Annotated in this window: 12 protein-coding genes; 4 read left to right on the top strand and 8 right to left on the bottom strand. The window is 64.0% G+C overall.

Annotation, left to right across the window (positions count from 1 at the left end; genetic code table 11):
• Positions 1-10: 10 nt before the first annotated feature.
• On the bottom strand, positions 11-1,789 hold the full coding sequence (locus tag NLM15_RS10400; protein WP_254116864.1) for an adenylate/guanylate cyclase domain-containing protein: 1,779 nt from the start codon (positions 1,787-1,789) through the stop codon (positions 11-13).
• Between the two features lie 61 nt (positions 1,790-1,850).
• A complete protein-coding gene (locus tag NLM15_RS10395; RefSeq protein WP_254116863.1) occupies positions 1,851-2,504 on the bottom strand; it encodes a MarC family protein in 654 nt (217 codons plus the stop codon).
• Positions 2,505-2,711: 207 nt separating this feature from the next.
• Here NLM15_RS10395 and NLM15_RS10390 point away from each other — a divergent pair, with 207 nt between their 5' ends.
• Positions 2,712-4,148 (top strand): outer membrane protein, encoded by a 1,437-nt coding sequence (locus NLM15_RS10390; RefSeq protein WP_254116862.1) that lies wholly within the window; start codon positions 2,712-2,714, stop codon positions 4,146-4,148.
• A gap of 251 nt (positions 4,149-4,399) precedes the next feature.
• Here NLM15_RS10390 and NLM15_RS10385 read toward each other — a convergent pair whose 3' ends face one another.
• From NLM15_RS10385 to NLM15_RS10360, 6 genes are all read right to left on the bottom strand, one after another.
• Complete coding sequence (locus NLM15_RS10385) at positions 4,400-5,518, bottom strand: transporter (RefSeq protein WP_256565657.1); 1,119 nt, start codon at positions 5,516-5,518, stop codon at positions 4,400-4,402.
• A gap of 1,400 nt (positions 5,519-6,918) precedes the next feature.
• Complete coding sequence (locus tag NLM15_RS10380; RefSeq protein ID WP_254116861.1) at positions 6,919-7,689, bottom strand: TSUP family transporter; 771 nt, start codon at positions 7,687-7,689, stop codon at positions 6,919-6,921.
• Positions 7,686-8,942 (bottom strand): CCA tRNA nucleotidyltransferase, encoded by a 1,257-nt coding sequence (locus NLM15_RS10375; protein WP_254116860.1) that lies wholly within the window; start codon positions 8,940-8,942, stop codon positions 7,686-7,688. The genes NLM15_RS10380 and NLM15_RS10375 overlap by 4 nt, the downstream gene beginning before the upstream one ends.
• Positions 8,943-8,952: 10 nt before the next feature.
• Complete coding sequence (locus NLM15_RS10370) at positions 8,953-9,216, bottom strand: DUF6111 family protein (protein ID WP_254116859.1); 264 nt, start codon at positions 9,214-9,216, stop codon at positions 8,953-8,955.
• The gene (locus NLM15_RS10365) at positions 9,213-9,884 is read right to left on the bottom strand and encodes a CoA pyrophosphatase (protein ID WP_254116858.1); all 672 of its coding nucleotides are present in this window, start codon (positions 9,882-9,884) and stop codon (positions 9,213-9,215) included. Before NLM15_RS10365 ends, NLM15_RS10370 begins: the two co-directional genes overlap by 4 nt.
• Positions 9,881-10,492 (bottom strand): DUF1285 domain-containing protein, encoded by a 612-nt coding sequence (locus NLM15_RS10360; RefSeq protein ID WP_254116857.1) that lies wholly within the window; start codon positions 10,490-10,492, stop codon positions 9,881-9,883. Before NLM15_RS10360 ends, NLM15_RS10365 begins: the two co-directional genes overlap by 4 nt.
• A 257-nt stretch (positions 10,493-10,749) precedes the next feature.
• Between NLM15_RS10360 and NLM15_RS10355 the strand changes: the two genes are divergently transcribed.
• Genes NLM15_RS10355 through NLM15_RS10345 form a run of 3 tightly spaced genes read left to right on the top strand, consistent with a single transcriptional unit; the run spans position 10,750 to position 15,502 of the window.
• A complete protein-coding gene (locus NLM15_RS10355) occupies positions 10,750-11,748 on the top strand; it encodes a MoxR family ATPase (protein ID WP_254116856.1) in 999 nt (332 codons plus the stop codon).
• Positions 11,748-12,692, top strand: coding sequence for a DUF58 domain-containing protein (locus NLM15_RS10350; RefSeq protein WP_254116855.1), 945 nt, complete (start codon positions 11,748-11,750; stop codon positions 12,690-12,692). Before NLM15_RS10355 ends, NLM15_RS10350 begins: the two co-directional genes overlap by 1 nt.
• Positions 12,689-15,502 (top strand): DUF4159 domain-containing protein, encoded by a 2,814-nt coding sequence (locus tag NLM15_RS10345; protein ID WP_254116854.1) that lies wholly within the window; start codon positions 12,689-12,691, stop codon positions 15,500-15,502. Before NLM15_RS10350 ends, NLM15_RS10345 begins: the two co-directional genes overlap by 4 nt.
• The last annotated feature ends 2 nt before the right edge of the window (positions 15,503-15,504 follow it).

Below are 15,504 nucleotides of genomic sequence, written 5' to 3'. Positions count from 1 at the left end.
CAAGGCGCGGTTATCTCATGGGCACGCCAGCGATACGACAGGCTTCAATATAGAGTTCAACATCCTCCTGCCGGAAAATCTTCGCAATCCGCTTCCGACTTCCGGAAATCGTCCAGCCAAAGCCGGCTTCCCGTCGACGGGTCACCATCATCTGCGCTTCGGGAATACGGCCCAGCATGGCGTAACTCGCCATGGCAACCGCTATGGCCGGGACGTAGTTTTTTTGATGGGCCAGCGCCTTGGTAGCCCACGACAAGGCAACCTCGAAGCGACGCAAAAGGAAATTGGCCCACGCCAGTCCGGACTCCACAAGATAAATGTCCGGATCGAGGGGATTGAGCCGCATGGCGTAGTCGAATTGCTCGATGGCGCTCTCGTGTTCACCAAGGTAAACGCTGATCCAGCCGCGCATTCGCCAGGCTATGGACAAATTCGGGTTTACGGCGATTGCCTGATCCACAATCACAGCGGCAGTTCCGGCCTCCCCTAAATTGCGGCCGAAAAAGTTTGCTGCTCGTGCAAGCGCAAAAGCGTCATCCGCTCCCACTTCGATTGCGCGCAAAGCGTATTGCTTGCCTCCGGCCGCAACATCGTCGTTTGTGATCAAACCAAGCTCTTCCTGCCCAATATAGCAGTCCAGCGCCAGGGCATACGCAGCAGCAAAATTGGGATCGAGCGAAATCGCCTGCCGGGCAAGCCGCAAAGCATCTTCATAACCTTGGCGGGTCACGCGCCGATGAGCGTGGAGAGCGCGGTAGTACAGGTCAACGGCGTCGAGGCATTCGGTCGGCTTGCGCTCCGACCGATCGATTTCCGCCTGTACAAGGCGCGGCTCGAGTGCCGCGACCACGTTGGATGTTACCTTATCCTGCAGCGCAAAGATGTCTTCCAGAGCTCCGTCAAACTGATCAGCCCACAGATATGCGCCGGTGGCGGCCTCGATGAGTTGGCCGGCGATGCGAACCCTGCCACCAGCTTTTCGGACACTGCCTTTCAGCACGTAGCGGACGCCGAGCTCCCGTCCAACCTGCTTGATCTCGACAGCCTTGCCCCTGAAAGTGAAGCTCGAATTGCGGGCGATGACGAATAGCGATTTGAACCGCGAGAGCGCGGTGATGATGTCCTCCACCATGCCGTCCGTGAAGTATTCCTGCTCGGGATCACCCAGCATGTTCTCGAAGGGCAGGACGGCGATGGAAGGCTTGTCGGGGAGCGGCAGCGGCTTCCTGGCCTCTGGGGACGGCGCGGAGACCGCTCCGTCCTTCAGTATTGCTGCGTAGATGCGGACGGGGCGGTCAATGTTCTTCAGGTTCTGCTCGCCTAGATCGACGAACTCAGCCGCGACCTTGCCGCGAACCTGATCGTAGGCAAAAGACGAGACGCAGATGCCGCCGGGTTCTGCGATGCTCTCGAGCCGTGCCGCGATGTTGACGCCGTCTCCAAAGATGTCATGAGGCTCGACGATCACGTCGCCGATATTGACGCCCACACGGAAAGCAATGCGCCTGTCTTCGACCTCGCCGATTGTAAGCTCCCTGGTGCGGGTCTGGAACTGCAAAGCAGCTCGAACCGCTTCGACCGCGCTCGGAAACTCGGCCAGGAACCCGTCCCCCGTGTTCTTCACGATGCGGCCCCCGTGTTCCGTGATCGCGGGCGCGACACCATCCGCGAGGAGCGCGGCCAGTTTGGCATGCGTCGCCTCTTCATCCGTGTGCATCAGCCGCGAATAGCCAGCCACGTCAGCGGCTACGACAGCTGCCAGTCGACGCTTGACGCGCTCGCTCGCCACGAAGCACCCGGTGGTTGATTTGGGCCGAAATATCAAACCATAGAGACCGGCCGCGCGCTAGCTAGTGCAGCGACGACATGCCGTGGCTCACCAAGGCCTCGATGACCCCATCAAACGCCAGCCCGACGCCCATGGCTGCGACGAAGAAGCCAACAATCCGCGTCGCCGCGTCGATTCCAAGGCGACCCAAGGCCTGCGTCAGCTTCGCTGCATAGGCGAGACATAGGAAGGTGATCAGCATTGTGGCAACGATCGCAGCGGCTATCGCCATGAAGGAGGCAAGCTCATTTGAGGACTTTTTGATCGTGGCCGTCATTCCGAGGATGGTGGCGATCGCGCCGGGTCCGAACATTAGCGGCATCGCCAGTGGCACAAAGGCGCCGTCGGTCCCGTCCGCTTCCGCAGCAGGTTTCGCTATCCCGCCGGATGAAGATGGAGAGAAAAGCTCAAACCCGATCTTCATAAGGATCAATCCACCGACAATACGGACCATGCTCAGGGGCACGTCAAACAACCGCAGCAGCAACGCGCCAAAGACCAGGAAGAAAAAGCAAAGGAGCAGTGCGTAGACGCAGGATCTCCGGGCAACCGATCGGTGCGCCGCGTCGTCCTTCCCCGACAGCATCATGAGGTACACAGGTAAAACCTCAAAAGGATTGATGATCGCCAGCAAGGTTGTGAACGTGCCTACGAATAGCGAAAATTGTTGCGTCATTTGGCCTCCCAAGACCCCTTTCATGAGGGACTAATTTCGCGACGACGTGATGTGGCGCTCCGTTGCATCTGTTTTGAACGCGGTCTCGCCGAAATACGATTTTCCGCAAGTGTGGCCAGTGAGAGACAAGGAAAGGAAGGGCTTCGTAGTTAAGTGGGGCAGAGACGGGAAAAACCGGCAGTATCGTTACCCTATTAGGGGGGCGTCATGAAGCCGTTCCTTGGAAACGTTGCGCTGCTTGCAATCTGTGTGAGTGTCACCGCGCGTGCTGCGGATATGCCGGTGAAGGCTCCGCCACTTCCCTCACCGGCGTACAATTGGTCAGGATTTTATCTTGGCGTGAATCTCGGTGGGGCTTGGAGCAGCGGCAGCCTGAACATTCCAGGCAACAATTTGTATGGCGGCACCACCGAATTCATCGGAGGTGTTCAGGCAGGTTATAATTTCCAGGCGGGCCACGTCTTGTTCGGCGTGGAAGGTGATTTTGACGGGGCGACTTTTGGTCATCCCGTGCTTCCGACACCTACGCTCGGCACCGTGAGGCAGAACTGGGTTGGAACGATTGCAGGCCGCATCGGCCTTGTGGAGGATAAGTGGCTCTTCTACGCCAAGCTTGGCGGCGGCTGGGTGCAAAGCAATGCCTCGTTGAACTTCCCCGGCGTCACCTGGCAGGGGTCCAACACCAGCCCCGGCTGGCTAGCTGGCGCGGGTGTCGAGTACGGCTTCAAACCGAATTGGACGCTCAAACTCGAATACGATTACATTGGGCTGGGAGGCTGGACTTCGCCCACCGTCCCGCCAATCCAGTTGAACCGCGACCTTCAAATGGTGAAGTTCGGCGCCAACTACAAATTCGAGCGCGGCCTTGCCGATACGGTCGCACCGACAAGAACCGCGCATTCTGCCGAACCTTCCCAAGACGAAGACCTCGCCCAGAAATCGCAGAACCCCATCGCTGATCTCGTCAGCGTCCCGTTCCAAAGCAATACGAATTTCAACGCCGGACCGTTCAACCGGACCCAGGAAGTCCTCAACATTCAGCCGGTCATACCGCTGCGCATCAACGCGGACTGGAATGTGATCTCGCGCACCATCATGCCCGTGATCAGTCAACCTAGTCCGTTTTTCAACAACAGCACGAATGGAATTGGCGACATTACTCAGCAGTTCTTTTTCACCCCCACCCATCCAGGCGCTCTGATCTGGGGCCTCGGTCCCGTCTTTACGGTGCCGTCCGCGACCGATCCTATTCTTGGGCAGGGAAAAGTGCTGTTCGGTCCCACGGCCGTCTTCCTGACAACGCCGGGACATTGGGTGATCGGCGTGCTGGTCAACAATCAGTGGTCAGTTGGTGGGGACCCGTTGCGGCAGAGCGTGAACCAGTTTCTCGCGCAGCCATTTGTCAACTACAACATGGCGCACGGGTGGTTCCTGACGAGTTCGCCAGTGATCACCTCGAACTGGCTGGCAGCTCCGGGTCAGCAGTGGACCGTACCGATCGGCGGCGGCCTTGGTCGAGTCTTCAAGCTCGGCGATCAGCCCGTGAGCGCATACTTGACCGGCTATTACAACGTCGTTCGTCCAACCGGCGCGCCAAATTGGCAATTGCGAGCCGAATTGTCTCTGCTCTTCCCGGAGAGGTAAGAGGTCGGCTCAAGCGCGATGAGATCAGGATGAACCGTCATCGCGCTTGAGGTTGTTGTTTGAGCATGATTTCCGCGCAAACGCGTTCCGCGAGGGCTCTCATCGCGTCGTCACGCGCTTCGCGCGTCAGTGCCCCAAAACTTTTCGTTCGTCGCGCCAAAAGACCTTTGCAACAAAATCTGCCAAATGCAGACATGGTCAGCGGCGCAGGATCGCGCTTGAGTTACTGACCAGCCGTCGCTTGGTTGACCCTAATATTTCCTGACGACGGGTTTTGTTGTCGGAGGCGCTCCGGGCGCCGGCGGCGAGACAGAGAAGGTGACCCAGGTATTCCAGCCCGATGGCCGGTTTTCCGCAGCGAACTCGCCGTAAGCCTTGAGATTGACATAGCCCTGCATGTCTCCGACCGGAAAAAGGAATCCGATCTGGGGGCCGACGCCAACCACCTGGGACCGGAAGCAGCCGACACGGTCACCTGAACCGCTGTCGCAGCCGAGCTCCTTGTAGACATAGCCCACGAGGCCAACCAGGACCTGCTTCGAGAGGAACTGCGATGCACCCCAGTCGAAGTGCATGTCGACGCCGCTCTGATACTGCGTTGCAGGATTCTTGAAATTGTAGGTGAAGCCGAGCACGCCGGAAAACTCGTGGCCGGCCTGCTGATCGAAATAGGTGTAACCGCCGCCGGCGTCGATCGAGCCGTGTCCGATGCCAAGGTTTGACAGGCGCGTGGATTCGTAAGCGCCAATCGGGATGCCGCCCATGACATAGGCCATGTAGTTGTGGACACCGGCGTTCCATTTCATTTGGAAGACCGGCGCCACATCCGCAAAGCCCCATGTCGTGTCGCTGATCGTGTCGGACCGCGCGAAGGGGATGCTATTGCCGAACGGGCCAGTGAGCACGCCCGACAAGGTCCCCGCCAGGCTGGTGCCGACGACGCCATAGGCTGCGAGGAGGGACACCGACGCCTGGCCGCCGAGCACCGGCGTCGCGAATACATAGGTCGGGACCACAAAGCCAAGATCGCCGGTGGAGTTGACGCTCAAATTCAGATTTGCGTTGAGGGTAACGTTGCCCGGAACCCTGCCGAGCGTGAACTCACGCGCACGCGCGACGTCGGCGCCGGCGGATACGGAGGTATGGTAGTAAATATTCGCGAGCGACCAACCCGGCTGCTGCGGCGTGGCCGCGAGGCTTCCAAAGAACCCGGGGACCCAGAAGCTGATGCCGTTTTCGTCGGCCAACGCACAAGGGGAAAACGAGATGATGGCGGACGTCAGGACGCTTGCGGCTATGCCGAGTCTGCGTCGACTTGCTGAGATTGGCCGCCCGCTTTTCGCCGCGGCGAGTGCAATTCTCGCTGTCATATCCTGCTCCGTAAGTATGTCGCCTCCGAATAAATCCTGGCGCATCGTAACCTTGAAGCGGGCGGGGCTCACCACGTAAATTCAGTCAGGATCGATCTGCCGGGAAAAAGAAGAATACTGCGACCAAAGAGCCACAGTGACTCAAGCAGGAAACGTCCGTGTCCAACCAGTATGCAGTTTGTGCCAGTGGCCCTTTTTCCCTGTGCTGCACGTGCATCTGATCTCAAGAGCGGCCTGGAATAACTGACTGACCTTTTTCGATTTCGCCGACGCCTCTCGCGAGAGCTGTGACGCCAGCCCGGCATTCGGTAGCGAATTGAGCCAATGAGGTGAGCATCTCGCGCTTTGCGAGACAGTGTATCGGATGCGCTTTGCTGCTCGTCGAGCTGCCACGTCACGACCGCTTATGGGTGATCGACCAAAACCAAAGAGCAAAGTTTGCCAGGCGCGTCGGCGCGCAGCGAAAGGATGCTGGGTCCGATCGGATATCCCGCGCGCGCCTCGTCCTGCTTGAGGTTCGGCGCTGAACCTTACAGCCCAAAGCCGCGGCCAATCTCCCGCACAAGCTTGAGCGCGGCGTCAGTATTGCGGCCATAGAAGAGCGCTTGATCCAGCTGGGAAAAGATGCCCATTCCGAACAGCGCTATAGCAATGCCTCTGAACATGGTTGTGGACCGGGTTGAACGATGCAGCGCAAGTTCAAAACGGCCCCAGCCGCAGGTTGGGAGGACAGCCGGGGCCGGCATTCCCATTCCAATGTGCCGCAATCGGCGGTAAATCGGCACGCGACCAGCTAGCCACATGAAAGCTAACGATCCGTTTCGAGCAAGCCGAATCCGGACGAAAGCGCGTCGATGTCGCAACACCCGTGTTTCGCAGCGCAACCCAGCGCTAACGGCCGTAATTGTACGGAGCCCAAAGTGAACGTGCAGAGAGGCTAGCTAGCGCGAAGCAGCGCAGCAAATGACCGATTGGTCGACGTGGTGAAGGAACGCCTCACGAGCCATCGTTGATCCCGCCACAATAATAAACGGCCCCGACGATATTGTACGTCGGGGCCGTTCAGGATCGTCAGGCCGGTTACGTCCGCCGCGCTCTTCCGATCAAAATCCTCGCTGCCTACCGTATCTGGCCAAGGCGGGATGTCGCAATGTCACGGTCGAGGTAATCACATCGCGCGAAACCGGCTCGCCGCCAGCGCACGACTGCGCACGTTGATAGCCATTGCATCGGGTTGACGGCCGGCCGCGCCGCCGAGCGGATGCTGAGCGCGAGGTGATTTGCGAAGGTTCGAGCGGATGGCGGTAGCCATATGGCGCTGCGCTCGAGCGCAACGGAGTCACGTCCTGGACGAGCTTCGATCCGCATCGCGGCGCGAAGGCCAGTTGGGGCCGGGTTACCTACGCGATGAGCTGCTTCGCGGCAGCCGAGATCATCACCAGCCCGCCCGTGATGACGGCGACGTCGAGGATCGCGGTGTGGATGTGCACCGGCATCCGCTCGACGAAGGCTTTTGCGAGGAACGCGCCGGGGATCGCAATCGCGCCGATCAGCAGCGCGAAGGCGAGCACCTGCGCATTCACCGCGCCGGCGAGGCCGAACACGGAGATCTTGATCAGGCCGGTGCCGAGCGAGATCATCGCGTCGGTCGCGATCACGGCGGCGCCTTCGAGGCCTGCGGCCATCAGCAGCGACAGCAGGATCACGCCGGAGCCCGAGGTGCCGCCGACCAGCACGCCGTAGCCGACGGAGCCGGCGGCAAGGCCGGTGTCGCCGATCCGGACCTCGCGGCGGCGGAGGACGCGGCGCAGCGGCACGCTCAGGATCAGCATGGAGCCGATCACCAGCGCGGCGCCCGCATTGGTGAGGCGCGTGTAGCCGTAGGCGCCGAGCGCGGTCGTCAGCGCCGCGCAGGCCAGCACGATCAGCGCGCGGCGACGATCGGCGTAACGGACGTAGGCGAGCGCGCGGCTCGAATTGGTGAAGATCGCCGAGATCGCGATGATCGGCACCACGGGCTCGGCGCCGACCAGCGGCACCAGCACCAAGGGCATCAAGGCGCCGGTGCCGTAGCCGGCGAGACCACCGATGATCGAAGCAAACAACGCCATCAACGCGACCAGCAGAAGCTGAAAGACCGAGATATCGGCGAAGCCTGAGACGATGGTCACGTTCTCTCATCGCGGCTGACGCGTGCCGCAGCTTGATCGGCGATGGAAGCGAGTGCGGCTTCCTCTAGGGGAAAATCCGCCGCAAGCCAAGCGTCCTCGGCGAGCGTCAACACATGTCCGAGCGCAGGGCCTTCCGCCATGCCGCGTGCGATGAAGTCCGCGGCCTTCAGCGGAAATTTCGGCGCAATCCAGCGCTGCGGCAGCTCGGCAAGCGCACGCCAGCGCGACGATCCGACGTCGCCGCCGGCTCGCGCCCAACCAAGCAACACGCGATCGTGATAGCGCTCCGCGCCGAGCCGGTAGAGCAGCCGCCGCGCATTGGCCTCGTCCTTGGTGGCGAAGCGCCACCAGCGGTGCCCCATCGAATCCAGCGCCTTGGCCTCGGCGTTGGAGAGGCGAAAGCGCGTCGCGACGCGCCTCGCATCTTCGGTCACGGCGACCGTCAGCGCGGCCAGCCGCCGCGTGCTGCTTGCGTCGAGGCCAAGCTCGCGCTCGATCGCGATCATGGCCGACAGCGGTCCGGTATAAACGACGCCCCCGCTCAGCGCCTGCAGCAACCCGCCATCCGCCATCGCGACCGCGGCATCAGGTGCGCCGTGAGCGACCAGCAGCTTCAGCATCTCCATGCGCACCCGCTCGGCCGACAGGCTCGCAAGTCCCGCGCGACCGCGGATGCAGGCGAGATAGCCGTCGCGGTCGGGCTCGCCGGCGCCGAAGGCGGCATGAATGCGGAAGAAGCGCAGGATACGAAGATAATCCTCGGCAATGCGCTGGCCGGGATCGCCGATGAAGCGCACGCGCCGCGCGGCGGCGTCCGCGATGCCGCCGACATAGTCATGCACGACACCGGTCGCATCGACCGACAGGCCGTTCATGGTGAAGTCGCGCCGCTCGGCGTCCCTCACCCAGTCGCGGCCGAACGCGACCCTGGCCTTGCGGCCGAAGGTCTCGGTGTCCTCGCGCAGCGTCGTGACCTCGTAAGGCTCGCTGTCGACGACCAGCGTGACGGTGCCGTGGTCGATGCCGGTCGGCACGCTCTTGATGCCGGCAGCCTTGGCGCGCCGCATCACCTCGTCCGGCAAGGCCGTGGTCGCGATGTCGATGTCGCCGGGCACGAGACCGAGCAGCGCATTGCGCACGGCGCCGCCGACCACGCGCGCTTCCTCGCCGTCGGCGTTGAGCAGCGCCAGGACGCGCGCCGTCCCGCCGGAGGTCAGCCAGGGCGCATTGGCGAGTAACGGCTCTGCGCTCATCGTCCAGCCCCTATTTTTCCACGCCCGGCACGAGCCTGCCGTTCTCGATATGGGCGGGAACGTAGGTCGAATCCGGCGCGGCGCCGGAGAAATGCGCCAGCCCAACCAGCCCGGCGATCACCAGCACGATCGCGGCGAGCGCAAGGCGCGCGACGATGGCGACCGGCCAGGACGATCGCGCGAACAGGCCGGACCGCGTGGCGGCCAGGAACAGCGCATAGACGGCAAAGGGGATGAGGAAGATTCCGATCTCGGTCAGAACCGGCCGGATCATGATGAATAGATCCGCTCATACAGCACACGCAGCATTCCGGCCGTCGCACCCCAGATGTAGCGCTCCGCGAACGGCATGGCGTAGTAAAAGCGCTCCATGCCGCGGAATTCCTTGCTGTGCACCTGGTGGTTCGCCGGGTTCATCAGGAAGGATAGCGGCACCTCGAAGGCGTCATCAACCTCGGAATGGTTGATGGTGAGCTCGAAGCCCGGCCGGACCCTCGCGACCGTCGGCAGGATGCGGAAGCCGAAAGCGGTGCCGTAGAGATCGAGATAGCCGATCGGCTCGACGAAGTCTCTGGACAGGCCGACCTCCTCCTCGGCCTCGCGCAGCGCCGCATCGAGCGGCGAGGTATCGGTCGCGTCGATCTTGCCGCCGGGGAAAGCGATCTGGCCGGCGTGGTCGTTGAGATGCGCCGAGCGCTGCGTCAGCAGGACGGTCGGCTCGGGATGGTCGACCACGGCGATCAGGACCGCCGCGGGGCGCACCGGCTGCTCGCGCGCGACGATCTCAAGCATCTTGTCGGTGCCGGGATCGCCCGAGGCGGGGATGACGTTCGGATCGTAGAGGCCGGGCGGCACGTCGAAGCCGAGCTTCGCCCTGGATCGGGCGAAGAAATCCTCCGCGCCGATCACGACCGGACCGCTCTTCAGGATAAGCTTGCTCAAAGCGCGGCCCTCACCTGCTCCGCATCGGCCATGGCGAAGAATTCGCCGGCCGACTCGACGCCGAACATCGGCTGGCCATCGACCATCCGCTCCTCACCCATGTCAACCAGATCGTAGTAGAGCGCGCGGGTGACCTTGGCCCAGAGATCGGCGCGGACATGCAGGTATGGCGTCAGCCCGCCGTCCCTCGCCTGCTCGAAACGCAGCCGGTGCGCGGCGTCGCAGGTGACCCAGTCGTCGACATTGGTGCGGAAGCTGAGCACGCGATGGTTGTCCTCGCCGCTCCTGAGCATCTCGACCGCCATGAACGGCGCGTCGTCGACGCGAATGCCGACCTTCTCCACCGGCGTGACCAGGAAATGCTTGTCGCCCTCGCGCTTGAGGATGGTCGAGAACAGGCGGACCAGGGCGTGACGGCCGATTGGCGTGCCCATGTAGAACCAGGTACCATCTGATGCGATTCGGATGTCGAGATCGCCGCAAAACGGCGGATTCCACAGATGCACCGGAGGCAGGCCCTTTTTGGCGCCTTCGGCATTGGCTGCACTTGTGGCGGCGGCAGTCAGCCCCTCAAGACCTCGATCGGCGCTCTGCCCTTGCTTCGCCATGGTTTGCCCTGACTCTGTCATTTGGCACGATTGGTGCAGGTTTACGTTGTACCCGGGTGCGCGGTTCCACTCCGGATTAGTCCGGTGCGGAGGTCGCCACTTCGTGATGCCCTACATATCCCTAAGCCGATAAGGTGGGGATAGGTTAATTCAACGAATACATGGCCTTCCTGCAAGTCTAGCATAGGGCCCATGTGCGACTTGTGATGATCTGACGACGCAAGCGAGCCGCGTGGCGGACTTTAAGGAGCTGACGGATGGCGGAAAGTGTCGAGAAGCTGGAAGACGGAATCGTCCGTTCGGCCGAGCAGGTGTCGAGCCAGATTCGCGCGGCGAAAGAGGCGATCGCCTCCGTCATCTTCGGCCAGGATCGCGTGATCGAGAACACGCTCGTCACCATCCTCTCCGGCGGCCATGCGCTGCTGATCGGCGTGCCCGGCCTTGCCAAGACCAAGCTGGTCGAGACGCTCGGTGTCACGCTCGGTCTCGATGCCAAGCGCATCCAGTTCACGCCCGACCTGATGCCGTCGGACATTCTCGGCGCCGAAGTGCTCGACGAGAGCACCGCTGGCAGGCGCGCCTTCCGCTTCATTGCAGGTCCGGTGTTCGCACAGCTGCTGATGGCCGACGAGATCAACCGCGCCAGCCCGCGCACGCAGTCGGCGCTGCTGCAGGCGATGCAGGAGCAGCACATCACCGTCGCCGGCGCGCGGCATGATCTGCCCAAGCCCTTCCACGTGCTCGCCACGCAAAACCCGCTGGAGCAGGAAGGCACCTATCCGCTGCCGGAAGCCCAGCTCGACCGCTTCCTGATGGAAATCGACGTCGACTATCCCGATCGCGACGCCGAGCGCCGCATCCTGTTCGAGACCACCGGTGCCGAGGAGACGCTGGCGAAGGGATCGATGACCGCGGATGCGCTGATCACCGCGCAGCGGCTGATCCGCCGCCTGCCGGTCGGCGATTCCGTGGTGGAGGCGATCCTGTCGCTGGTCCGCTCGGCCCGTCCGGGCGAGGAGAGCGGCGAGACCGGCAAGTTCATCGCCTGGGGCCCCGGCCCGCGCGCCAGCCAATCCCTGATGCTCGCCGTGCGCGCACGCGCGCTTATCGACGGACGCCTTGCGCCGTCGATCGACGACGTGCTCGACCTCGCCGAGCCCGTGCTGAAGCACCGCATGGCGCTGACGTTCCAGGCGCGCGCCGAAGGCCGGACGATTCCGGACGTGATCAAACAATTGAAGGCACGGATCGGTTGATGGCCGCAGAGAACGGGCACACAGCAAAGGAGATCATCGCGATCCGACGTGCCGACGGTGAAAGCCGCACGCTCGCCGCTTCGCTCCCGCGTCTGGTGCTTGAGGCCCGCCGTATCGCCGCCAACGTCATTCACGGCCTGCACGGACGGCGTCGCGCCGGCTCCGGCGAAAGCTTCTGGCAGTACCGCCGCTTCGTCTCGGGCGAGCCATCGCAGAATGTCGACTGGCGGCGCTCGGCGCGCGACGACCATCTCTATGTCCGCGAGCAGGAATGGGAGGCCGCGCATACGGTCTGGATCTGGCCGGATCGTTCGCCGTCGATGGCATTCGCCTCGAAGGGCGCGCGCGAATCCAAGCTGGAACGCACGCTGATCGTCGCCTTCGCGCTGGCCGAGCTGCTGGTCACGGGCGGCGAACGCGTCGGCATTCCCGGACTGATGGCGCCGACCGCGAGCCGCAGCGTGATCGACAAGATGGCGCAGGCGATGTTGCATGACGATGCCGACCGGCTGAGCCTGCCGCCGTCCTTCGTCCCCTCGGCGCTGGCCGAAACCATCGTGCTGTCGGATTTCTGGTCGCCGATCGCGGAGATCAGGACGACGCTCGCAGGGCTCTCCGGCTCCGGCGCCCACGGCACGATGGTGCAGATCGTCGATCCCGCCGAAGAGTCGTTCCCCTATTCCGGACGTGTCGAGTTCGTCGAGCCGGAAGGCTTCGGCATGATCACCGCCGGCCGCGCCGAGAGCTGGGCGCAGGATTACACCGCGCGACTCGCGCTGCACCGCGACCAGATCCGCGCCGAGACCAACAAGCTCGACTGGCTGTTCACGACGCACGCGACCGACCGCTCCGCCGCCGAGCTCCTGCTGTTCCTGCATGCCGGCATGCAGGTGAGCAAGTCGGGCGCCCGCACCACGACGATCAAGGCGGGGCCCGCCGCATGATGGGATTGCCGCTCGCCTTCACCGAACCGCTGCTGCTGATCGGCCTCGTCAGCCTGCCCGTGCTGTGGTGGCTCTTGCGCGTGATGCCGCCGCGGCCGCGCCGCATCGAGTTTCCGCCGACGCGCCTGTTGTTCGACATCGCACCAAGGGAAGAGACGCCCTCGCGGACGCCGTGGTGGCTGACCGCATTGCGGCTCCTGGCTGCGGCCCTCGTCATTTTCGCCGCCGCCGGCCCGATCTGGAATCCGCAAACAGGCCTCGCCGGCAGCAAGGCGCCGCTGATGATCATGTTCGACGACGGCTGGAGCGCCGCATCGCACTGGGATATCAGGGTCAAGGCCGCCGACGAGCTGATCGCCAATGCCGACAACGACCGCCGCGCGATCGCGCTGGTGCCGCTGTCCGAACCGAACCGCGACATCACCCTGATGCCGGCGGGTGCTGCGCGCGTCGCGCTGCGCCAGCTCGCGCCAAAGCCCTATTCGATCGATCGCGTTGAAACCCTCACCGCGATCGACCGTTTCCTGAAGGCCACCGGCGACTGCGAGATCGCCTGGCTTTCGGACGGTGTCGATACCGGCCGCGGCGAGGACTTCGTGCAAGGCCTCGGCAAGACCATCGGAGATCGCAGCTTGACGGTGTTCGAAGGCGGCACGTCCTCCCCGCTGGCGCTGGTCGCCGCCGAGAACGCCGCCGCGAAGATGACGGTGAAGGTGCTGCGCACCGACAGCGGCATCGCGGCAGGCACCGTGCGCGCGCTGGACCAGAAGGCCTCGCCGATCGGCGAAGCCCGTTATTCGTTCGGCCCGCAGGACAAGGAAACCGAAGCCTCGTTCGACCTGCCGGTCGAACTGCGCAACGACATCACGCGGCTCGACATATCGGGCGAGCGCTCGGCCGGCGCGGTGCAGCTGCTGGACAAGCGCTGGCGCCGCCGCGCCATCGGCATCGTCACCGGCACGACCAGCGAAACCGCGCAGCCGCTGCTGGCGCCGACCTTCTACCTCACCCGCGCGCTGGCACCGTTCGCCGATGTGCGGCTCGCCGACCGCGGCTCGCCGCAGCAGGGCATCACGCAATTCCTCGACCAGAAGCTGCCGATGATCATCCTCGCCGATGTCGGCACCGTCGCCCCCGAAATCCGCGAGCGCCTCAACGCCTGGATCGATCAGGGCGGCGTGCTGGTGCGGTTCGCCGGTCCTCGCCTCGCGCAGGCCGAGGACGATCTGGTTCCGGTCAAGCTGCGCAAGGGCGGCCGCACCCTCGGCGGCAGCCTGACCTGGGAGAAGCCCCAGCATCTCGCATCCTTCGCCGCCGACGGTCCCTTTGCCGGCGTCGCGGTCCCCAAGGACGTCACCATCAGCCGGCAGGTCCTGGCCGAGCCCGACGCGGTGCTCGCCACCAAGAGCTGGGCCTCGCTGGAAGACGGAACGCCGCTCGTCACGGGCGAGCATCGCGGCAAGGGCATGGTCAGCCTGTTCCATGTCAGCGCCGACATGCGCTGGTCGGATCTGCCGATGTCGGGCACCTTCGTCGAAATGCTGCGCCGGGTCGTCGACATGTCCGGCTACACCGCCAAGCCGGGTCCTGGCGTTGCCGGCGAAGCAACCACCGAGACGGTAGCGCCGCTGCACATCCTCGACGGTTTTGGCGCGTTCGGGCCGCCGCCGGCGACCGCAAAACCGCTGCCCGCGGATTATCGCGACCGCGCCACGCCCGATCATCCGCCCGGCTTCTACGGTCCGGCAGAAGGACCGCTCGCCGTGAACACGCTCGCCGCCTCCGACCGCATCGCCGCGCTGAACACCGCGAGCCTGCGCGCCCGGCACGCGACCTACACCAATGCCGAGCCGCGCGACTTGCGCGGCTGGCTGCTGTCGACCGCGCTCGCGCTGTTCCTGATCGACGCCATCATCGTCGCGGTGCTCGGCGGCGGCATCGCCGCGCTGCTGCGCCGGCGCGCTGCGACCGCGATGATCGTGTTCGGACTGGCGCTTGCAGGCGCCGTGTCACTCGTGCCCGCGCCCTCGCATGCCGACAGCGCCTCCGACGAGTTCGCGATGAAGGCGGTGTCGCAGACCCGCCTCGCCTATGTCGTCACCGGCAATGCCGACGTCGATTCCATCGTCAAGGCCGGCATGTCCGGGCTGACGCAGTTTCTGGCACAGCGCACCGCGCTCGAGGCCGGCGATCCCGTCGGCATCGACCCCGGCCGCGACGAGCTCGCCTTCTTCCCGCTGATCTACTGGCCGATCGTGCCCGGCGCACCCAAGCCGCCGCAGGACGCCATCAACAAGATCGACGCCTACATGAAGCAGGGCGGCACCGTGCTGTTCGACACCCGCGACGCGATCGAAGCCCCACCCGGCGAGAACGGCGCCGCGCAGACCCCGGCCATGCAGACGCTACGCGAGATCCTTTCGTCGCTCGACGTGCCCGAGCTCGAACCGGTGCCGCGCGAGCACGTGCTGACCAAGACCTTCTATTTGCTGCGCGACTTCCCCGGCCGCTTCAGCACCGGCCAGACCTGGGTCGAGGCATTGCCGCGCGACGAGGACGAGGACAGCGCGCAGCGGCCGGCCCGCGGCGGCGACGGCGTCTCGCCGATCATCATCACCTCGAACGATCTGGCCGGCGCCTGGGCCCAGCGGCTCGACGGCCAGTTCATGCTGCCGATGGCCGGCGGCGACGCCCGCCAGCGCGAATTCGCCTACCGCGCCGGCGCCAACATCGTGATGTACACGCTGACCGGCAACTACAAGGCCGACCAGGTGCACGCACCGGCCCTGATCGAACGGTTGGGGCAATAGGA

The sequence above is a fragment of the Bradyrhizobium sp. CCGB20 genome (assembly GCF_024199855.1).
Classification (GTDB): Bacteria; Pseudomonadota; Alphaproteobacteria; order Rhizobiales; family Xanthobacteraceae; genus Bradyrhizobium.
The sequence above is the reverse complement of the archived record's forward strand: the minus strand, read 5'-3'. Positions and strand labels throughout refer to the sequence as shown.